Annotated in this window: 18 protein-coding genes; 8 read left to right on the top strand and 10 right to left on the bottom strand. The window is 43.3% G+C overall.

Annotated features, from left to right (window positions below; translation table 11 throughout):
- Nucleotides 1-942: a malate dehydrogenase gene (gene mdh / locus CGC64_RS06270; RefSeq protein ID WP_005679185.1), complete on the top strand. Its 942-nt coding sequence runs from the start codon at nt 1-3 to the stop codon at nt 940-942.
- 104 nt (nt 943-1,046) lie between these two features.
- Here the strand turns inward: mdh and CGC64_RS06265 are convergent, their stop codons facing one another.
- Together CGC64_RS06265 and CGC64_RS06260 are read right to left on the bottom strand one after the other, a co-directional pair.
- Nucleotides 1,047-2,498, bottom strand: a complete 1,452-nt coding sequence (locus CGC64_RS06265; RefSeq protein ID WP_005679183.1) for a DUF6057 family protein — start codon at nt 2,496-2,498, stop codon at nt 1,047-1,049.
- 6 nt (nt 2,499-2,504) lie between these two features.
- Nucleotides 2,505-3,947: a TolB-like translocation protein gene (locus CGC64_RS06260; protein WP_005679182.1), complete on the bottom strand. Its 1,443-nt coding sequence runs from the start codon at nt 3,945-3,947 to the stop codon at nt 2,505-2,507.
- A 301-nt stretch (nt 3,948-4,248) separates the two neighbouring features.
- On the opposite strand from CGC64_RS06260, the gene CGC64_RS06250 reads away from it, so the two are divergent.
- Genes CGC64_RS06250 through CGC64_RS06235 form a run of 4 tightly spaced genes read left to right on the top strand, consistent with a single transcriptional unit; the run spans nt 4,249 to nt 9,159 of the window.
- Nucleotides 4,249-5,712: a TolC family protein gene (locus CGC64_RS06250; protein ID WP_005679817.1), complete on the top strand. Its 1,464-nt coding sequence runs from the start codon at nt 4,249-4,251 to the stop codon at nt 5,710-5,712.
- Between the two features lie 10 nt (nt 5,713-5,722).
- The gene (locus CGC64_RS06245; RefSeq protein ID WP_005679178.1) at nt 5,723-6,715 is read left to right on the top strand and encodes an HlyD family secretion protein; all 993 of its coding nucleotides are present in this window, start codon (nt 5,723-5,725) and stop codon (nt 6,713-6,715) included.
- Between the two features lie 2 nt (nt 6,716-6,717).
- Nucleotides 6,718-7,899: an ABC transporter permease gene (locus CGC64_RS06240; protein ID WP_005679177.1), complete on the top strand. Its 1,182-nt coding sequence runs from the start codon at nt 6,718-6,720 to the stop codon at nt 7,897-7,899.
- Nucleotides 7,900-9,159 carry an ABC transporter permease gene (locus CGC64_RS06235; protein ID WP_005679176.1) on the top strand — a complete coding sequence of 420 codons (1,260 nt, stop codon included), beginning with the start codon at nt 7,900-7,902 and terminating at the stop codon, nt 9,157-9,159.
- Between the two features lie 159 nt (nt 9,160-9,318).
- Here CGC64_RS06235 and CGC64_RS06230 read toward each other — a convergent pair whose 3' ends face one another.
- Nucleotides 9,319-9,906 (bottom strand): porin family protein, encoded by a 588-nt coding sequence (locus tag CGC64_RS06230; RefSeq protein WP_005679175.1) that lies wholly within the window; start codon nt 9,904-9,906, stop codon nt 9,319-9,321.
- A gap of 396 nt (nt 9,907-10,302) precedes the next feature.
- Between CGC64_RS06230 and CGC64_RS06220 the strand changes: the two genes are divergently transcribed.
- The 3 genes from CGC64_RS06220 to CGC64_RS06210 all read left to right on the top strand — a co-directional run bounded on the left by CGC64_RS06220 (nt 10,303) and on the right by CGC64_RS06210 (nt 14,534).
- A complete protein-coding gene (locus CGC64_RS06220; RefSeq protein ID WP_005679174.1) occupies nt 10,303-10,668 on the top strand; it encodes a BlaI/MecI/CopY family transcriptional regulator in 366 nt (121 codons plus the stop codon).
- Nucleotides 10,669-10,687: 19 nt separating this feature from the next.
- The gene (locus CGC64_RS06215; protein ID WP_005679172.1) at nt 10,688-12,493 is read left to right on the top strand and encodes a M56 family metallopeptidase; all 1,806 of its coding nucleotides are present in this window, start codon (nt 10,688-10,690) and stop codon (nt 12,491-12,493) included.
- A gap of 145 nt (nt 12,494-12,638) precedes the next feature.
- On the top strand, nt 12,639-14,534 hold the full coding sequence (locus CGC64_RS06210; RefSeq protein WP_005679170.1) for a TlpA family protein disulfide reductase: 1,896 nt from the start codon (nt 12,639-12,641) through the stop codon (nt 14,532-14,534).
- Nucleotides 14,535-14,660: 126 nt separating this feature from the next.
- Here the strand turns inward: CGC64_RS06210 and CGC64_RS06205 are convergent, their stop codons facing one another.
- The 7 genes from CGC64_RS06205 to mnmA form a co-directional block, all read right to left on the bottom strand.
- Entirely contained in the window at nt 14,661-15,761 is a 1,101-nt protein-coding gene (locus tag CGC64_RS06205) for an Mrp/NBP35 family ATP-binding protein (RefSeq protein WP_005679169.1), read from the bottom strand.
- A gap of 51 nt (nt 15,762-15,812) precedes the next feature.
- On the bottom strand, nt 15,813-16,571 hold the full coding sequence (gene trmB, locus CGC64_RS06200; RefSeq protein ID WP_005679168.1) for a tRNA (guanosine(46)-N7)-methyltransferase TrmB: 759 nt from the start codon (nt 16,569-16,571) through the stop codon (nt 15,813-15,815).
- Nucleotides 16,572-16,676: 105 nt separating this feature from the next.
- The gene (locus tag CGC64_RS06195) at nt 16,677-17,696 is read right to left on the bottom strand and encodes a branched-chain amino acid aminotransferase (RefSeq protein ID WP_005679167.1); all 1,020 of its coding nucleotides are present in this window, start codon (nt 17,694-17,696) and stop codon (nt 16,677-16,679) included.
- A 51-nt stretch (nt 17,697-17,747) separates the two neighbouring features.
- Nucleotides 17,748-17,957, bottom strand: coding sequence for an exodeoxyribonuclease VII small subunit (gene xseB, locus CGC64_RS06190; RefSeq protein ID WP_005679813.1), 210 nt, complete (start codon nt 17,955-17,957; stop codon nt 17,748-17,750).
- Nucleotides 17,958-18,017: 60 nt separating this feature from the next.
- Nucleotides 18,018-19,247 (bottom strand): exodeoxyribonuclease VII large subunit, encoded by a 1,230-nt coding sequence (xseA, locus tag CGC64_RS06185; RefSeq protein ID WP_005679165.1) that lies wholly within the window; start codon nt 19,245-19,247, stop codon nt 18,018-18,020.
- Between the two features lie 2 nt (nt 19,248-19,249).
- On the bottom strand, nt 19,250-20,614 hold the full coding sequence (locus CGC64_RS06180) for a S8 family peptidase (protein ID WP_005679164.1): 1,365 nt from the start codon (nt 20,612-20,614) through the stop codon (nt 19,250-19,252).
- Between the two features lie 22 nt (nt 20,615-20,636).
- Nucleotides 20,637-21,722: a tRNA 2-thiouridine(34) synthase MnmA gene (mnmA, locus tag CGC64_RS06175; protein ID WP_005679163.1), complete on the bottom strand. Its 1,086-nt coding sequence runs from the start codon at nt 21,720-21,722 to the stop codon at nt 20,637-20,639.
- Nucleotides 21,723-21,762: the final 40 nt, after the last annotated feature.

Here is a 21,762-nt window from a genome sequence, read left to right as displayed (position 1 = left end):
ATGTCAAAAGTAACCGTAGTAGGCGCAGGTAACGTAGGTGCTACATGTGCAAATGTACTTGCTTTTAATGAAGTAGCAGACGAAGTAGTAATGCTGGACGTTAAAGAAGGCGTATCAGAAGGTAAAGCAATGGATATGATGCAGACAGCTCAGTTGCTGGGCTTCGACTCTACATTGGTAGGCTGCACAAACGATTATGCTCAGACTGCTAACTCTGACGTTGTTGTGATTACTTCAGGTATTCCTCGTAAACCGGGTATGACTCGTGAAGAACTGATCGGTGTTAATGCTGGTATCGTTAAGTCGGTAGCAGAAAACCTGTTGAAATATTCTCCTAACGCTATCATTGTAGTTATCTCTAACCCAATGGACACAATGACTTACTTGGCATTGAAAGCTCTAGGCTTGCCGAAGAACCGTGTTATCGGCATGGGTGGTGCACTAGATAGCTCTCGTTTCAAATATTTCTTGTCTCAAGCTATCGGTTGCAATGCTAACGAAGTAGAAGGTATGGTTATCGGTGGTCACGGTGATACTACCATGATTCCTTTGACTCGTTTCGCTACTTATAAAGGTATGCCTGTAGCTAACTTCATTTCTGCTGAAAAATTGGAAGAAGTTGCTGCCGCTACTATGGTAGGTGGTGCTACACTGACTAAGTTGCTGGGTACTTCTGCATGGTATGCACCGGGTGCAGCAGGAGCATTCGTCGTTGAATCTATCCTGCACGACCAAAAGAAAATGGTTCCTTGTTCAGTATTCCTGGAAGGCGAATACGGCGAATCTGATCTTTGCATCGGTGTTCCTGTTATCCTGGGCAAGAATGGCATCGAAAAGATCGTTGAACTGAACCTGAACGAAGACGAAAAAGCTAAGTTTGCTGCTAGCGCTAAAGCTGTTCACGGCACTAACGCTGCTTTGAAAGAAGTAGGTGCTCTTTAATCTAAAGATCCCCTTTAACTTTATATAAGCAAGAAAGTTCCTATTCTTTTAAAAGGTGTCTTCTTTGTAGAAAGACACATGGTAAGAATAGGAACTTTCTCTTTTTAGTTCTCCGCCGATTTCTTCACTGCCTTCATACAGTAATAGAACAACCAAAATGAATCTCGGTAATTGATTTCCAACATTTTCTGATTCATCGTTCCTCCTTTCAACAAAGCATGAAATGAATTAAAATCCTTCACTACCTCCTGTCCCACCGGATAGCGACGCAATATGTCCGGATGTTGTGTTGCCAGTACCAGCAACGCTTCTTCGTAATAACGGGGAAGCTTGACGCTAAAAGGCTTGTACAACAAACTGAATACCTTATAGAACTTATCCACATCTTTTGATATCAACAGCCCGCAAAGCAAATAATCCACAGCTTTCCGGTTTTCGGGATAACGGTCTACCATACGTGCCATATCCGAAAGAAAAGGATGCGCACCTATAAAAAACGGAGACGTATTCTTTCCACTGTTAATCTTATCTTCCACACCGGCTGACGCCAAGTATTCACCCAGCAACTGTGCCTGTTTCGTGTGGCAACTTGTATGCTTCATTACTTCTACATACTTGGCAAGCATTCGATTGCGACCTTGATGGACACAAGCGTCCACAATTGCTCTCATAGAACGAAAACTGTTCCCGTAGGGAGAAAGAATTCCTGCCTGGAAAGCATTATGAAGCAATTCGTTATCCAGTTCCAAAGCACGGAAGAACTGCATATTAAAATTACGACAGAATTGCTTGTCTACACGTTCATAAAAGAAACAGGCAGGTTCGGTCACTCCATAAGCAAACATCCGTTCCGGCAACTGTCCCTTTTCTGAAAGAGCCAACAAAGTCCAGCGCAACAAAGAAGAATTCTTTTTCGTCATTTCCGGAGTCACATTCTGTAAAATGGCATCCCAATTTCTATTCTCAGCAAGGTGGTCTATGCGAGAAATGAATTCCGTTTCCTTCTGCTTTTCATCGGTCACTTCACGGTAAACGATGAAACCCAACAGTAAACAAGGCACGATGTAAGTGAAAAAAGGAGAAGAAAAGAAATAACGTTCTCCCCATGCTACCGGAGCCTTTCTTCGGATCGTAAGCAACCATACAAGCAACGTTAACACAGCAGAAATGCTACACCACCACATCGAACGGACCAAAAGCACATCAGCAAACTGCCCGCTCATAAACCAGATAACCGGAATGAATGAAAGCCACAACAATCCTTTATTGCGCGTCAAACGGGCGATGATACAATCGGCTGAAAGCAACACAATAAGCACAAACAACATTTGCACCAAAGCTCCACTTGTACGGAACCGGAAGAATTGTAGGAGATAAGCCCCTACATATTGCGCCCAATCAGAAGGAAGGGAAAGTTGTATACCGGCAAAATCAGGCGTGAAAGAGAAAAAAGAGTTTCCTTCCAGTAACCAAAGATAATTAGGAAAGACAATATACCAAATCAGAAAAATTACCGGACAGACCAGTAATAAATGAAATAAAAATATCTTCTTCATAGCATCTTATTTTTGAGGGAAGAATAAAGCATTAAGCTGTTTCTGTGGCAATGTCACCTCCCCCTTAATAAATTCGGGAATATTATAGGACTTCGTACGTAACACATTATGTTCAACAGTAGACTGAGGGAGCAGGAAAGGTTTATGTATGTTTCCCTTTTCATCCATCCAAGCAATGAAAAGCCTTGTATAGCGGCCGTCTAGCCTACGGCTACTAAACAAAATCCAACGACCGTTCGACGACCAGGAATGATAGCTCTCAGTCTCGGCACTATTCAGAATTTCAACGTCCAGTTCCTCACCGTCAGATAGTCTCAGCATTTTCAAATCTGCCTCTTTGTGCCAAATAGGGAAAGTGGCACAAGCCGCTTTCGTGTACAGCAAATAATGTCCATCGGGAGACAAACGCGGAAAAGAGACACTGCCTCCATCGCGCTCCGCATTGTATATCGTATCAATTCGTTCGCCAAACGTTCCGGTTGCCTCATCAAAATCGACTTTGCAAAGGCTATAATGCAAATTTTGGTAATCTATTGGCATATTCTTAGGTAAAGCGCCACAATAATAGAGCGATTTCCCATCTGCCGACCAGGCAGGAAATGTCTCCCAATGCGCTTCGTCCATAAAGCGTTTATCCGTCAGTACCTTCTTGGTCTGAGTGTCATATAAAATCAAGTCAGACTGAAGATCATACACTTCCAGCGCCTTTTCACCTTCACTAAGAAAAGACTGACGGGTGAGATTGGAAGAAAACACGATATATCGTCCATTGGGATGCCACATCGGATAGGTTCCGCTTTTCTTGGGACCGGTTGTCTCCAACGGTAGTTTGCTCAATTCACCATCTTTCCATAAAGCAGTGCCACCACCTTCTCCCCTGACATGAAATATCATTTGTTGTGGAGAATAATTAGCGAAAGAATGACAGTTCATGCACTTACTTTTATCCGCACGATTAGTAGCAATCTCCTTTTCTTCGAACGAAGTGAGATTCCTCTGATAAATACCCAGCATATTCCAACCTTCATATCCCGGTTCTATCAGCCGATAAGCAATCCATTCGTCAATAGCATCCGATGCAACCCGAACCGTGAAAGGTTTATATCGTACCCCTTCAGGAGAAGACGAATTCCATACGGACACTGTGACTTCCAGATCTTTGTCCTTCAGTTTGTCTAACATTTCCTTCCACTTTTTCTTCGGGATACGAATCTCATGCTTACCCGTGACTGTCAGAAGATTGACACCTTCACCCGCAAAATCGGCACGTATTTCTTGTGCACCCTTCACTTCGAAATTTAAAGGCGCTATATTATAAGGTATAGCCGTAAACGTATAATCAGGAAAAACAGACGGATAACTGTTACTGACAGTTTGTGCCTCTTTTACATTTTCGCAGGATATAAACAATCCCACACTTATCGCTCCGATAAGCCATTTAATATTCATGATGTGTTGTATTATTGATTGCAGGTAACATTTTCTGCAAATATATATAAAACTGGAAACACAAACGAACAAACAAATAACAAATTAGCTGTTGGAAGGAAAATATTTCAAACAACAGCCCGTTATTAAAAAAAGCTAATTCATTTTGTGCTTTCAAAGAAAGCATATACTTTTGCATCGTTGTTTATGCAATTATTGTTTGTGATAACAAGTTCAAAAAAACAGACTACTTCAATAAACAAATTACATAAGAAGCGGGTTATTAAAATAGAAGTATCACCTTATTAATATGCAAGATGCGATGAAAAAGCTATTTCTTCTGACAATACTGCTAAGTATGACTTTTATAGTAAAAGGGCAAACTTTACTAAGCCTGGATAGTTGCCGCGCATTAGCCCTTGCCAACAATAAAGACTTGTTGATTAGCAATGAAAAGATAAATGCGGCCCACTATGAGAGAAAAGCAGCATTCACCAACTACCTGCCCAACTTCTCGGCAACCGGGACCTATATGAGAAACCAAAAAGAGTTTTCTCTATTAAATAAAGATCAGAAAGCTGCGCTTTCGGGATTAGGGACTAATCTGGCAGGTCCCATACAACAGGCTGCTACACAGATTGCAACAGCACATCCCGAACTTGCTCCATTAATATCTTCATTAAGCGGAGAACTCGGCGCCGTTTTACCTGCCCTCGATCAAGTAGGAAATTCATTAGTAGATGCCCTCCGTACAGATACAAGAAATGTATATGCCGGTGCTATCACACTGACCCAACCTCTCTATATGGGTGGTAAGATCCGCGCCTACAACAAAATAACAAAGTACGCCGAAGAGTTAGCCCAGCAGCAGCACCAAGGCGGTATGCAGGAAGTAATTATGAGTACTGACCAGGCTTACTGGCAGGTTATTTCGCTGGTAAACAAAAAGAAACTGGCGGAAGGATATCTGAAACTTCTGCAGCAACTGGACAGCGATGTGGAAAAGATGATTGCCGAAGGAGTAGCAACCAAAGCGGACGGTTTATCCGTACGGGTAAAAGTAAATGAAGCGGAAATGACACTAACGAAAGTGGAAGACGGATTAAGCCTTGCCCGAATGTTGTTATGTCAACTATGTGGCATTGATCTTAGCTCTCCCATTACGTTAGCGGACGAAGATATGGAAGATATTCCGTTACTCACAACAGATACTCATTTCGATATGTCTACCGCTTATGCAAATCGTCCGGAGATACGCAGTCTCGAACTGGCTACACAGATTTACAAGCAAAAAGTAAATGTAACCCGTGCCGAACATCTTCCTTCGATTGCACTAATGGGGAATTACATGGTCACCAATCCTTCTGTCTTCAATAGTTTCGAGAACAAATTCAAAGGAATGTGGAATGTGGGTGTCATGGTACAGATACCTATATGGCATTGGGGAGAAGGTATTTACAAAACCAGAGCCGCCAAATCAGAAGTACGTATCGCACAATACCAACTTCAAGACGCTAGAGAAAAAATAGAATTGCAAGTCAATCAAGCTGCATTCAAAGTAAATGAAGCAGGTAAAAAGCTGGTGATGTCTACCAAGAATATGGAAAAGGCGGAAGAAAATCTCCGTTACGCCACACTCGGCTTCAAAGAGGGAGTCATTGCCACCAGCAATGTTCTTGAAGCCCAGACAGCCTGGCTATCTGCCCAATCAGAAAAGATTGACGCTCAAATAGACGTAAAATTAACAGAAATCTATCTAAAGAAATCATTAGGAACTCTTAAATAACTCATATTATATGACAACTACAAAATCACAAAACAGCAATATGCTGCTTGCATTCCTTACCCTGCTGGGAGTTATTGCAATCGTTGCAGTCGTTGGTTTTTTCATGCTTCGCAAAGGACCTGAGATTATCCAAGGACAGGCTGAAGTTACTGAATATCGTGTTTCAAGCAAAGTTCCGGGACGTATATTGGAATTTCGCGTGAAAGAAGGCCAACAAATAAATGCCGGTGACACACTGGCTATCCTGGAAGCGCCGGACGTAGTGGCCAAAATGGAACAGGCGCGTGCCGCGGAAGCTGCCGCACAAGCGCAGAATGAAAAAGCAATCAAGGGTGCCCGTCAGGAACAGATACAGGCTGCTTATGAAATGTGGCAAAAAGCACAGGCAGGAGTTACCATTGCCGAAAAATCATACAAGAGGGTGAAGAACCTTTATGAACAAGGAGTAATGCCCGCACAAAAACTGGACGAAGTTACTGCACAGCGTGACGCCGCCATTGCCACTGAGAAAGCTGCGAAAGCACAATATACAATGGCTAAGAACGGAGCCGAACGTGAGGACAAAATGGCTGCGGAAGCACTGGTTAACCGGGCAAAAGGAGCTGTTGCCGAAGTTGAATCTTATATTAAGGAGACGTATCTGATCGCTCCTGCTTCGGGAGAAGTATCGGAGATATTTCCCAAAGTAGGCGAACTGGTAGGTACAGGCGCACCGATTATGAATATCGCCGAACTCAACGATATGTGGGTAACGTTCAACGTACGTGAAGACTTGCTCAAGAACCTGACTATGGGAACAGAATTTGAAGCTGTTGTACCTGCACTTGACAATAAAGCCATCAAACTGAAAGTATATTATCTGAAAGATTTAGGTACTTACGCTGCTTGGAAGGCAACCAAAACAACCGGCCAGTTCGACCTGAAAACATTCGAAGTGAAAGCCAGCCCTCTGGAGAAAATAGAAAATCTTCGTCCGGGTATGTCTGTCATCATTGATAAGTAACCATGAAAGAGAGAGAAAAAAAATATATAGCATTGTGGCAGGTCATGCAAAGAGAGTGCCGGAGGTTAGTATCACGTCCGCTATATCTCTTTTGCATGGTGATAGCTCCATTGTTCTGCTATGTATTTTTCACTACTTTAATGGATTCGGGACTTCCCAAAGATCTTCCGGCAGGTGTGGTAGATATGGATGATTCATCTACCTCCCGCAACATCGTGCGCAATCTGGACGCTTTTTCGCAGACAGGTGTCGTCGCCCATTACAGCAATGTGAGTGATGCACGTATTGCCGTACAGGAAGGGAAAATCTACGGATTCTTCTACATTCCGAAAGGTCTGTCCGCCGAAGCGCAAAGCCAACGGCAACCCACAATTTCCTTCTATACCAATTATTCTTATCTGATTGCAGGCTCCCTGCTTTTCAGGGATATGAAAATGTTGGGAGAACTGACAGCCGGTGCTGCCGCACGAACCACACTCTATGCAAAAGGCGCCACGGAAGATCAGGCAATGGGGTTTCTTCAACCGATCGTGATTGATACGCATCCATTAAATAATCCATGGCTGAACTACTCTGTATATCTATGCAACACATTGATACCGGGTGTTCTTATGCTGCTTATATTTATGGTAACGGTTTATTCTATCGGGGTGGAAATCAAAGACCGTACCGCCCGTGAATGGTTACGCATGAGCAATAACTCCATTTACATTGCACTGGCAGGGAAACTGCTTCCACATACAGTTGTTTTTTTCATCATGGGTATATTTTATAATGTATACTTATACGGTTTCCTCCATTTCCCATGCAATAGTGGTATCTTCCCTATGATTTTCGCCACACTTTGCCTTGTACTAGCATCGCAATGTTGCGGTATAGTCATGATAGGTACATTACCCACTCTCCGGCTTGGATTAAGTTTTGCCTCTTTGTGGGGAGTCATTTCTTTCTCCATTTCCGGCTTCTCATTCCCTGTTATGGCAATGCACCCTGTACTGCAGGCGCTCAGCAACCTATTCCCATTGCGTCATTATTTTCTAATCTATGTCGACCAGGCACTCAACGGATATAGCATGGCTTACTCTTGGAGCAATTACATGGCACTATTAATATTTATGATGCTCCCCTTCTTTGTGGTTCACCGCTTGAAGGAGGCACTGGTTTACTATAAATACATACCCTAAATGAAAGATATAAAATTAAAAGACAAGATAGCCCAAGGCATCAACGACCTGTTTTATATCTGGAAACGGGAGTTTCAGACTACTTTCCGCGACCAGGGGGTACTGATATTCTTTATACTCGTCCCATTGGGTTATCCTTTGTTATATAGCTTTATCTATGATAACGAAGTGGTGCGCGAAGTCCCGGCTGTCGTTGTAGATGACTCACATTCCTCTCTCAGCCGTGAATATCTCCGGAAAGTGGACGCCACACCGGACATTCAAATCGTCTCTTACTGTGCTGATATGGAAGAAGCTAAACAGATGTTGAAGAACCGACGTGCCTATGGCATTATCTATATCCCTTCCGATTTTAGTGACAATATCGCCAAAGGAAAACAGACGCAAGTCAGCATTTACTGCGACATGAGCGGACTGTTATACTATAAATCCATGCTGATTGCCAACACCGCCGTCTCACTGGATATGAACAAGGACATCAAGATTGCACGTAGCGGAAACACTACCGACCGGCAAGATGAAATCACTGCTTATCCGATAGAATATGAAGAAATCTCGATCTTCAATCCGACTGCCGGATTCGCTGCCTTTCTGATTCCTGCCGTCCTAGTATTGATTATCCAACAGACATTACTGCTGGGAATCGGCCTTGCTGCCGGAACAGCCCGCGAAAACAACCGTTTCAAAGACCTTGTACCTATCAACAGGCATTACAACGGAACATTACGAATTGTACTCGGTAAAGGACTAAGTTATTTTCTGGTTTATATATTGGTAGCTTTTTATGTACTATATGTCGTACCAAGACTATTCAGCCTCAACCAAATAGGACAGCCCAGTTCATTAGTATTATTTGTGGTTCCTTACCTGACAGCTTGCATCTTCTTTGCAATGACGGCCTCGATCGCCATTCGCAACCGAGAAACGTGTATGCTGATCTTTGTCTTCACATCCGTTCCCTTGTTGTTTATTTCCGGAATTTCATGGCCGGGGGCCGCAATCCCTCCATTCTGGAAATACGTCTCCTATATTTTCCCCTCTACTTTCGGGATTAATGGTTTTGTGAAAATCAACAATATGGGAGCTACGCTAAGTGAAGTTGCCTTTGAATATAAAGCTTTATGGTTACAAGCAGGCTTTTATTTCTTAACTACTTGCTGGGTATATCGTTGGCAAATACTTATGAGTCGTAAACATGCAATAGAAAGATATAAAGAATTAAAAGAGAAAGAGAATTTATCAAAGCAGATAAATAACTGATTGAAACAACAAAAGAGAGAGATAGTAACGGCGCCCCCTTTTATAAGGAGGATACGCCGTTTTTCTTTTTATAAGGAGAAACCCATAAAAAAATCCCCCGCCCAAAGAGAGTATAAGGCGAAGGATTTTCAGAGATATTATAAAGAGAGTATAATTCTATTAGAATTTGTAACCTACACCGATAGAGAAGTTGATGTTCTTCGGAGCACCATCACCATCATATATTTTAGTCAAACCAAATTCTCCAGTCAAATCAATAAAGAATTTATTGATTTCATAAGCAACACCTACACCAAGACCTGCATCGAACTTCTTTGCACCTTCCATTAAGATATCACCGTCTTCATCTTTAGTGTCTTTAAAGAAATCAATCTTTTCACCCCCTGCTTTATATTTACCAGCAATACCAAAGCCAAAATAAGGGCCTGCTTTTACCACAATATTTTGATTGTCAGCAATTGCAAATCTCGCAGCAGCCATTACAGGAATTTCCAAATACATAGGATTAGCTTTCAACTCATCCATTTTAGCTCCTTTCTGGGTGAACATCAAAGAAGGTTGAATAGACCACATATCAGTAAACTGATATTCCATACCAACACCAACATTAAACCCAACTCTCATGTCAGTGTCAGAATCTCCGGTGAAATTACTCATGTTCATACCGACCTTAGCATTCCAAGAAATCTGAGAATAAGAAACGATAGAAACAAGTGCAAATAGCACAAAAATCAAACCTTTTTTCATATCATTTATTTTTTAGTGTACCTTCCTCCTCCCTCTGGTTGGCATTATTAATTAACTTCTTCGCTAAGTGCGGGGAATCTTCCGTACCTTATCAACAGTATCGAAACGCACCTTTCATATTTAACGTCTGTTTTACAGCCACAAATATATTTCATTTATTTTATATAAAAAAGTCTCCAATGACACCTTTTTTCCACAAATGTTATTAAAGTGTGATTATTTAGGCAAAAATAGCGCCTATCCAACCAATTTTTATGCTTAAATAATTTTCCGATTACTCCTTAATCAAAATATTATTGCAGTAATCATACATTTACAATAATTAACTGACTAATTATTGCTTTATTACGAAATATTCGTAGATTTGCGAAGTAATCGTAATTAAACAACATCTCCATGGAAAAGTTAACAATACAAGAAGAAGAAGTAATGATCTACGTTTGGGAGTTACAAAGCTGTTTCGTAAAAGATATCGTTGCGAAGTATCCGCAACCGGCTCCTCCTTATACAACGGTAGCATCGATCGTAAAAAACCTCGAACGAAAGGGGTATGTCACATCAAAACGTGTGGGAAATACCTATCAATACACTCCTGCCATTCGAGAAAATGAATACAAACGTCACTTTATGAGTAGCGTAGTTCGTAATTACTTTGAAAATTCCTACAAAGAAATGGTTTCTTTCTTTGCCAAAGACCAAAAGTTATCGACTGATGATCTCAAAGACATTATCGAACTGATAGAAAAAGGAAAAGATAATTAATAGTAAAAAGATATCCATTATGACTCCGGAATTAGCCTATTTTCTAAAGATAAATGTAGCAATTGCTTTGTTCTACGCCTTCTATCGGTTGTTCTTTCATAAAGACACCTTCTTTCACTGGCGACGGATAGCCTTGTTATGTTTTTTTGCCATTTCCTTGCTCTACCCTTTACTAAATATTGAAGGGTGGATAAAAGCACACGAGCCAATGGTAGCAATGGCAGATCTTTATGCAACAATCATACTTCCGGAACAAGTCGTTACCATTCCACAAGAAACAGAGATTAATTGGCAAGAGCTAATCAAACTTCTCACAGGCATTATCTATTGGAGCGGAGTATTACTACTGACCGCCCGTTTCTTCCTTCAACTAGGAAGTATCATGCGACTGCATTTTCAATGTTCCAAAAGCCAATTGAAAGGAGTGCGTGTACACCTATTAAAGAAAGAAGCAGGACCGTTCTCTTTTTTTCATTGGATATTCATACACCCACAGTCACATACCGACTCTGAAATTAGTGAGATAATCACCCATGAAGAAACTCACGCCCGTCAATACCACTCGATAGATGTATTAATCAGTGAAATAATGTGCATATTCTGCTGGTTCAATCCATTTAGCTGGCTTATGAAACGGGAAGTCAGAGGCAATCTCGAATACATGGCAGACAGCCGGGTATTGGAGACGGGACATGACAGTAAATCATACCAGTACCACTTGTTAGGACTGGCTCATCACAAGGCTGCAGCAAATTTATCAAATAGTTTCAATGTTTTACCACTTAAAAATCGTATCAAAATGATGAACAAACGAAGAACCAAAGAAATAGGAAGAACAAAATATATCATGTTTCTTCCCTTGGCTGCCCTGTTGATGATTGTCAGCAACATCGAAGTAGTAGCCCGTACCACAGAAAGATTTGCAAAAGAGGTTATGGAACAGGTTAACACTCCTCAGCCGGAAATTGCAAATATCCCCGAACTGCAAAGTGAAGAAATTCAGCAAACAGTCGCTCTGCCGGCCAAAAAAGAAATCGCAAAGTCAACACCTATCGCTCAAAGCAAGAGTATACCCGATTCTGTGGTATTTGAAGTTGTAGAAGTAATGCCCGAATTTCCGGGAGGGCAACAAGCCTTGATGCAATATTTAGCTAAAAACATCAAATATCCTGTAACAGCTCATGAAAACGGAAAACAAGGACGCGTCATTGTTAGTTTCGTTGTTAAAAAAGACGGAAACATATCCGACATAAAAGTAGCCCGAAGCGTAGATCCCTATCTTGACAAGGAAGCTGTAAGAGTAATTGCCGCTATGCCCCAATGGAAACCGGGTAAACAAAGAGGAGAAAATGTAAATGTCAGATTCTCAGTTCCTGTAATGTTCAGGCTACAAGGTCCAGCTCCTTCAAAGGGAAAAGAAATAAAACAAGCTGATCTGGAAGAAGTAGTTGTAGTAGCGTATGGTCCAAAAGAAGATTCTAATGCCAACGCAACAGACGCAAAATCAGGTACAGCACTCAAAGTAGCGGAAGTAATGCCTAAATTCCCCGGAGGAATACCCGGTCTGATGCAATATCTTGCCAGAAACATCAAATATCCGACTATTGCACAAAAGAATAAGGAGCAAGGCAGAGTCATCCTACAAATGATTGTCGGTAAAGACGGAAGCATATCCAATATAAAAGTATTGCGTAGCATATCTCCGTTGCTTGATGCAGAGGCGATCCGTGTAGTGAGCACTATGCCCAAATGGGAACCCGGACAACAAGGCGGACAAGCCATTGCAGTAGAATATACCCTTCCGATAGTTTTCAAATTACAATAAACATTTCCCCGGTGCCGCGCCTCCTCCCCCATACCGGGGGAGATAAGGCGTTCATCGGTATCGGAAAAAAGATACATCTTTTTCTACTTTTTTGAGGATAGTCACAAAAATATCGTTATATTTGTTCGAAATAAACACTATTCGTATGAAAAGATTCTCATGGATTATGGGTTTGATACTCTGCGTAGTTTGCACCGTACAAGCCAAAGACAGAGTTATCGAGCGCCCACCTTTTCTAGCTTGGAGCTCTTCAAATATTGAAGTTGACAAAATTGTCATGAGTGACACAGTTACCACTGTATACATCAAAGCATTTTATCGTCCGAAATACTGGATAAAAATAGCCAGTGGCAGTTTCCTCAAAGATGAAAAAGGGGCCTTATACCCGATCCGCAAAGGTGTAGGCATCACATTGGACAAAGAATTCTGGATGCCTGAATCCGGTGAGGCAGAATTTCAGTTACTTTTCCCACCCATACCAGCAAACGTAACAAGTCTGGATTTCTCAGAAGGAGATTTTGACGGAGCATACAAAATATGGGGAATACAGTTGAATGAAAAAGATTTCCGTAAGTCTGCATTACCCAAAGGAGCCGTTATTCATAAGATAAACAAAAAGGCAGAACTGCCGGTACCTGAATTTGCGTATGGAAAAGCAACATTAAAAGGACAAGTGACAGGGTATCAAAAAGATATGCCAAGCTCCGGACAGTTACGTTTAAACGACCCGATCAGGTGGTTAAATTATGCCGAAGAAGTAACTATCAAGGAAGACGGAAGTTTTCAGGTTCAGACAGATGTTATTACCGTAACTCCTGCCACCCTTGTTTTCCCCTTTGCACAAATTCCTTGCTTGCTGGCTCCTGGAAAAGAAAGTACTATCATCGTTAACACAGCCGAGTGTTCACGCCAACAATCACATCTCCAGAAAGACAACAAGCCCTATGGCAAAAAAGCTTATTATGGAGGTTATCTGGCTGACCTTCAACAAGAGTTATCAGACAATTCTATTCCAAGTAACTTGGTTGACAACCCGAGCAAGATTGTCAAAGATGTAGCCGGAAAAGATATAAACGGACTAAAAGATTACTTTTTAGAGAAACGTCTTAACACCTACAAACAGATAGATGAAGCTCCTCTCAGTTCTGCTGCCAAAGAAATTCTGAAAGCCAATACGGATATTACCACAGCTATCGGATTATTTATGGGAAAAGACATTATCATGCGTGCCCATGTTGTCAGTCAGAAATTAAACAGAGAACAGACTAAAGAGTATTACACAAATACCAAAATAGAATTTCCAGTCGATTATCTTGATGTACTCAAAGATTTTACACTCAATGAGCCGGTAGATTTGTATGCCCCGGAATTTGCATACGGAGCAGGAATATTCAGTTCCAGAAAAGATCTTATGGAAGAGAAGTTGGGTACCAACCAAGGAATCTTGTTTCAAATGGGAGAAGCATACAAGTGCTATCGCTCCATAGAAGATTTCACACCATTGACTGCCGAACAGAAAGCAGTCCTTGAAGCCCTGCCTTCTCCTGCCTACAAACAGTTGTTGACGGTCCTTAATGATAAACTACTCAAGAAGATAGAACTGAACAAGCAAAAGACCGGATATAAAATCAATGAAATCGGGAAAGTAACAAACGAAGAACTCTTTTCGACTATCATCTCCAAATTCCGCGGACACGTACTGCTGGTTGACTTCTGGGCAACTTGGTGCGGACCGTGCCGAATGGCCAACAAGGCTATGATCCCCATGAAAGAAGAACTGAAAGACGAAGACATTCTTTACCTGTATATCACAGGAGAAACCTCTCCGAAAGGCACTTGGGAGAATATGATCCCCGATATTCACGGAGAACATTTCCGCGTAACAAATGATCAATGGGCGTATCTGATGTCTACGTTTAAAATCGGCGGAGTTCCTACTTATTTCGTAATAGATGCAGAAGGAAATACAACCTTCAAGCAAACGGGATTCCCAGGTACAGACACGATGAAAAAGCAACTGATGAAAGCTTTAAAGAAGTAATCGTAAAGTACATCACCTTGATCATAGGAAACGCCTCCATAGTCTTTTCGAAAACTATGGAGGCGTTTTTATACGATTACGGAAGCTTGTCGTCATCACAAGCGATTCAATCTCTGTCCGTCTTGCTTATTTATGCATCTCAACAATCTGTGTCGGAGCCATTTCTACGTTCCGCCGATCAACCTGACGCACCACACTGGCAGCCAACGACAAGAAAGCACGACCAGTCACCGAATCTTCATCCAGTGCAACAGGCGTACCATTGTCTCCTCCTTCGCAAATACTCTGCACAATAGGAATCTGTCCCAGCAAAGGAACATTCATCTCCTCCGCCAACTTCTTGGCTCCTTCCTTACCGAAGATATAGTATTTATTATCCGGAAGTTCAGCAGGAGTAAACCAAGCCATATTCTCAACTAATCCGAGAATAGGCACATTCACCTTATCATTAGTGAACATATTGATTCCCTTACGGGCATCCGCTAAAGCTACCGCCTGCGGAGTGCTGACAACAATAGCGCCTGTCATAGCCAACGTCTGCACGACAGTCAAATGAATATCACTCGTGCCCGGAGGAAGGTCAATCAGGAAATAATCCAGTTCACCCCAAGAAGCATCGCCAATCAACTGTTTCAGCGCATTGCTAGCCATTCCACCACGCCACAACGTAGCCTGATCGGGGTCGACAAAGAAGCCGATAGACAATAACTTCACACCGTATTTCTCAACAGGAATAATCAAGTCGCGACCGTCAATACGTTCGGCATACGGACGCGCGTCCTCCACCTGAAACATTTTCGGCATAGATGGTCCGAAGATATCCGCATCAAGCAAACCGACCTTATAACCCAATTTTGCCAAAGCAACTGCCAGATTCGCCGAGACGGTAGATTTGCCTACCCCACCCTTACCGGAAGATATACCGATGATATTCTTCACCTGCGGAAGCAGCTTTCCTACTTCCGGACGGGCAGCCTGCTTGCTTTCCGTCGCAACCGTAACTTGCACATCAGGCGACACATAAGTATGAATAGCTGTTTCGGCAGCCTTCACCATAGATTTCATAAACGGATCGGTCGGCTTCTCAAATATCAATGAGAAACTGACTGACATACCATCAATCCGGAGATTATCAGCAACCATCTCCGCTTCCACCAGATTCTTTCCCGTACCGGGATAACGCACCGTAGCCAGTGCATCCAATATTAATTTAGGATAAAGTGTCATAATTCATTCAGAGTTGAGAGCGGAACGTCGAACGTTCCACTCAATTATTCTTTATTTACTAGTCTGCAATCCACTCCGCTTACTACGATTATAACTGCGGTATGAATCCAGTTCAATTTCCACATCCGGTTCCTTCAACTGTCCTTCTTGCGGAAGGCGGAATTTGATATACTTGATATTTAAACCCCGGTCGAGCCATTGTTGTTCATAGTAGGTCTTGATACCAAGAATATCGTCTACCAGATCCGAATGATATAAATCCTCCGTCATAAACTCCACCGGAAGCCCGTTCGTTTCTATCATATACTTTGTATAAGTGAACATAAAGTTACTGTCCGTCTTCAGGTGAATGATACCGTTCGGTTTGAGGAACTTCCGATACCGTTCCATAAAATAGGTCGAAGTAAGCCGCTTGGTCGCCTTCTTCATTTGCGGGTCGGAGAACGTAAGCCATATCTCGCTCACTTCGCCTTCGGCAAAGAACCGTTCGATGATTTCAATGTTCGTGCGCAGGAATGCCACATTCTTCATTCCGGCCTGCAACGACTCCGTTGCCCCCGTCCACATACGGGCTCCTTTAATATCTACCGCAATAAAGTTCTTTTCAGGAAACATCTTCCCCAGACCGACCGTATATTCTCCCCGTCCACAGCCCAGTTCGAGCACAATCGGATGATCGTTCTTGAAAAACTCCTTGTGCCAATTTCCCTTCATGTCAAAAGGCACATTATCCACTGCCGAATACGGATATTCGAACACATGCGGATAACTCGCCATATCGGCAAACTTCTCTAATTTATTCTTTCCCATTCAATCTTTATAAGTTTCTCACCACAGAGAACACAAAGGACACAGAGATTATAAATGAATTATAAGGCTCCGTGTCCTTTGTGTTCTCTGTGGCGAAAGATAGTACTATTCGACAATTGTCACCCAACCATGCGTATCCGGTTCATCACCGTACTGGATACCCCGCAGCTTGTTGTACAATTTCGTACAAATCGGTCCCGGCTTTCCATCCTTGGAGATAACGTATGATTTGCCATTCTCCAGATCATCAATACGTTCAATCGGACTGATAACGGCAGCCGTACCGCAAGCACCGGCTTCTTCGAACGTAGCCAGTTCTTCTTCCGGAATCGGGCGGCGTTCGACTTTAATTCCCATATCTTCCGCCAACTGCATCAAGCTCTTATTAGTGATAGAAGGCAGGATAGAAGTTGATTTCGGCGTGATATACGTATTATCTTTAATACCGAAGAAATTGGCAGCACCACATTCATCGATATATTTCTTTTCTTTTGCATCGAGATAGAACTCGCAAGAGTACCCCAAGTCATGTGCTTTCTTGTTGGCACGAAGACTGGCTGCATAGTTACCACCCACCTTGTAAATACCAGTTCCATGAGGAGCGGCACGGTCGAATTCACGAATGATTACGTAAGGATTGGTAGAGAAACCACCCTTAAAGTACGGTCCCACGGGAGTCACAAATACCACAAACATATATTCGTCAGCCGGATGCACACCCACCTGAGCACTTGTTCCAATCAATAACGGACGGATATAAAGAGAAGCACCTGTCTCATAAGGAGGGATAAAACGTTCGTTCAGTTTCACAACTTTCAGGATAGCTTCTTTAAAACGTTCGGTAGGAAGCTCCGCCATAAGGATTCCCTGGCAGGTAGATTGCAGACGCGCCGCATTTTCTTCCAGACGGAAGATACGCACTTTTCCGTCTTTTCCACGGAATGCTTTCAGTCCTTCAAATGCTTCCTGACCATAGTGCAAACAAGTAGCCGCCATGTGCAAGTTAAGATATTCTTCACTGCTGACTTCCAGTTCACCCCACTTACCATTGCGGAAATTGATTCTCACATTGTAATCTGTCCTCATGTATCCAAACGACAGATTCGCCCAGTCTATTTCTTTCATATTGTAACGTATTAGTTTATTTTCTTATGCATTGAATTGCAAAAATAACCTTTATTCTTCAGACTGTTGCTTTTCTTGCAATAATTTTTCGACTTCGCGATCCGCTTTCGTCAGTTTTTCGGTGCAAAAGGCAATAATTTCATTGGCTTCTTTGATTTTTTCGCTCAAGATGTCGATATCCAATTCATTATTGTCTATCTGCCTGACAATCTTTTCGAGACGCTCCATAGCGCCGGAGTATGTTTCTTTTTTTGCTGCCACAGTGATATGTATTTAATGGTTGATAATAAAACTCTAAATATACCGGGTTCGGAACGTTCGCTACCGGACGGTGGACTGCACTTCTCCTTTCAGAAGCCGGGTGGTCAACTGATCGCCCGGCTGCAGTAAAGATGCGTCGGTTACCGCTTTCCCATCCTTTAGCGTGATGCTATACCCCCGGCTGAGTAACTTTTCGGGAGAGTTATCCGCAACGCGCTGTTGCAATAGTTCCAGCCGGTACCGCTGACGGGACAGCAAGTTTTGCGTCACCTGCGACAAGTCCTTCTGGGCTGTCAGCAGGGTAAAACGGGCTTCGGACAGCTTCCGATGAACAAGTGCAGGAATACGGGCTTGCATTGTAACCAGCCTTCTCTGCTCCTGTTCCAGCAAAGTATAAGCTCCTTGCTGAAGACGGGCGGACAATTCTTCAAGACGTTCCGCCGCCTCTCCTACCCGTTGAATTAAGAGTTCGGCTGCGGCAGTCGGAGTCTTTACACGAGTATGCGCCACGGAATCGAGCACGGTGTCGTCACGCTCATGTCCGATACCGGTTATGACAGGTAACGGGAACTGCGCACAGGCTGCTGCCAGCAGGTAAGTATCAAATCCGGATAAATCGGAAGCAGCTCCTCCGCCCCGGATAATCACGACTACATCAAACTCGCTTATACGGGTATTGATACAATCCAAGGCGGCCAAAACGGATTCTTCCACCTGATTACCTTGCATCAAAGCCGGAAATAGCTCCGTGTAAAAGAAGAAGCCACCGGAATTATGTTTCAGTTGATGACAGAAGTCGCCGTAGCCGGCTGCCGTAGCTGAAGAAACAACTGCAATACGTTGGGGAAGAACCGGCATTTCCAGCTCTTTGTTCAACGTCAGTACTCCTTCTTCTTCCAGTTGCAGCAGTATCTCACGACGGCGACGCGCCATATCTCCCAAGGTATAAGTGGGGTCGATATCGAGTACCGTCAGACTATACCCGTAGAGTTCATGAAATTGCACGGTCACCTTGACCAGCACTTTTATTCCCGAAGTGAACAGCTGTCCGGTAGATTCCTCAAAATAAGGTTTCAGCAGACGGTAAATATTATTCCAGATCATACCGCGTGCCTTGGCTACGAGACTATTGCTACGCGGATCCTTTTGTATGAATTCCAGATAGCAATGTCCCGTCGTATTGGAACGAACGTCACTCAGCTCCGCCTGTATCCAATATTCATCGGGCAAGCACTGCTCCAGGCTGCGGCGAACAAGCGCATTCAGTTCTAAAAGAGAAAGCGAGTCCATAATCAACGGCGAGTGTTTACCGTAGATTGATAAGCTTTCCACAAATCAGGAATGCCGTATCCATATATATTATCGGGGAAAACTGCCCGGTCGCCCGACCGGCGTACCAGTTCGATAATCTCTTTTGCAGTCAGCTCCGGACAAGCCTGCCACAGACAAGCCACCATTCCGCACATAATCGGAGAAGAAAAGGAAGTTCCGTTAGCATGGCGCAAATTACCGTCCGTTCCCATTACATCCGAACCCAGACCTACGGCAACAACATCCGGCTTCACCCGTCCGTCGGCCGTATTCCCAACAGAAGAGAACGGAGCCAGAACTCCATATTTGTTCACCGCACCTACGGTTATCACATTCTCCGCATCTCCCGGAGGCGTAATCTTCTTCCACGAACCGGACCCGGAGTTTCCCGCACTGCATACTACAACGATTCCCTTATCTGCCGCCTTCGCCGCCTCACGGGACATCAATGCATAATGTCCGTTCAAATCACGATAGCGGTAATTCTTCGTCGGGTCATCAAATGAATAATACCCGAGAGACGTATTTACCAAATCCACTCCGACACTATCGGCAAATTCGATAGCTGCCGCCCAGTAATCCTGTTCCACCAAATTCTCCGAATACTCGTCCTCACTGCGAAGCAACCAATAAGAGGCCTCGGGAGCCGTACCAATCATCACATTCGGCTGATTCATTGCCATACAGGAAAGCACGGACATTCCGTGACTGCTCTCTGCATAGATATCGGCTTCCGGATTCACGAAGTCACGAGTACCCAGAATATTGATATTTTTCATTGCCTCTATCTTGTCAACATTATGAAATCCGGCATCAATAACAGCAATCGTCATCCCCTGCCCCTTGAAGCCTGCTTCATGGAGACGGTCCGCATGGCTCATCTTTATTTGAGTAATTGCGGGACCGTAAAGGCTGTCCGTACGTAAAGGTTTATTAATCAATGAATCTCTCTCAGAAGCTCGTTTGGCGACACCTCTCCAAACTCTCTCCGTGGAACGGACGAAGGGTAACCCGGCTATTTCAGCAATCAACATACTGTCATTACAGGAAACAGTGACGAAATTATCCCACTTTCCTGTAACAAGCACATGAACGCCTTTCTTGCGTATCGCATCCACATATTTCTTACATACCGGCAGGTCAGTAGAATCTATCTCCAATCCCTGTCTTTTTCTCCGTTCAATAGATTTCTTGGATAAATACATCTCAGGCTTTTGCAAAGAGTAGTCCGTAGCCGCTTTGTCTTTCAGACTAATACGATACTTCAGGGTATCCCCCGGCGTGAATTGCGCAAAAGTACCCAAACAAATATTCAAGGCAAAAACCAATAATACAAGTTTCTTCATAAGTTATCTTTGTTTTAATCAATCAAAATCCTTCGTTCTCCAAAATCACCAATCCGATTCCTCGTTGCGAAGCAATAAAAGCTCCGCCCAGTACCCGCCTTCCGTCATAGAACACAGCAGATTGTCCGGGGGCAATAGCCGAGGCCGTTTCAAGAAATCGCACCAACAGTCGTCCATCCGCCAACCGCTTCACCCGGCAAGGCAACGGACGGCTTCGATAACGAATCCTTACCGTCAGATTCTCGCATTGGAACAATTCCCGTTCATCCACAATCTTATCTTGCTCCGTCAGCATATAATCCGTCCGCAACTGTTCGGCATCGCCAAGCATTACCGTATTTTTCTGCGGATTGATTTTCAACACATAAGCCGGTTTGCCCAACGCAATCTCCAGGCCTTTTCGCTGACCGATCGTATAATAGGGCGCACCTTTATGCTGCCCCAACTTCACTCCTTCGGAATTGACAAACCACCCTGGTCCTATTTCGTTATCCAGTTCCGGGCACTGTTCACGAAGGAAGTCACGGTAATCACCTTTAATAAAGCAGACTTCCATACTCTCTCCTTCTTTGGACTTGGCTTCGTAGCCTTTATCAGCAAGGTATTCGCGTACTTTCACTTTCGTATAATCCCCCAAAGGGAAAATACAACGCCTCAATACATCCTGCCCCAGTTGCCAAAGAAAATAAGACTGGTCTTTCTTGTCATCATCTCCGGCTACTATATAAATATCCCCGTTTCTCTCTTCCAAGCGGGAATAATGTCCGGTAGCAACCCAGGCACAACCCAGCTTGTCCGCCCACTCCGTCAGGACACGAAACTTAAATAAAGGGTTACACATCACACACGGATTCGGCGTACGTCCTTGCTTATACTCGTCTATGAAATTCTTTACGATCGTCTCTTTGAAAGGGATACGCTCATCCGCCACATAATGTTCAATCCCCATTTGCGCAGCCAGCTCTCTGGCGTCTTGCGGCTCGTCGCCCCATACACGCATGGTTACTCCTACTATTTCGTATCCTCGCTCCTGTAACATCAGACAAGTGGCGGTACTGTCAATACCGCCGCTCATTCCGACTAATACTCTTTTATTTCGTTCTTTCATCCGAATTCTGAAAATTATATGGCAACAAATATACGGGATT

This window comes from Bacteroides caccae (assembly GCF_002222615.2).
GTDB classification, from domain to species: domain Bacteria; phylum Bacteroidota; class Bacteroidia; order Bacteroidales; family Bacteroidaceae; genus Bacteroides; species Bacteroides caccae.
The sequence above is the reverse complement of the archived record's forward strand: the minus strand, read 5'-3'. Positions and strand labels throughout refer to the sequence as shown.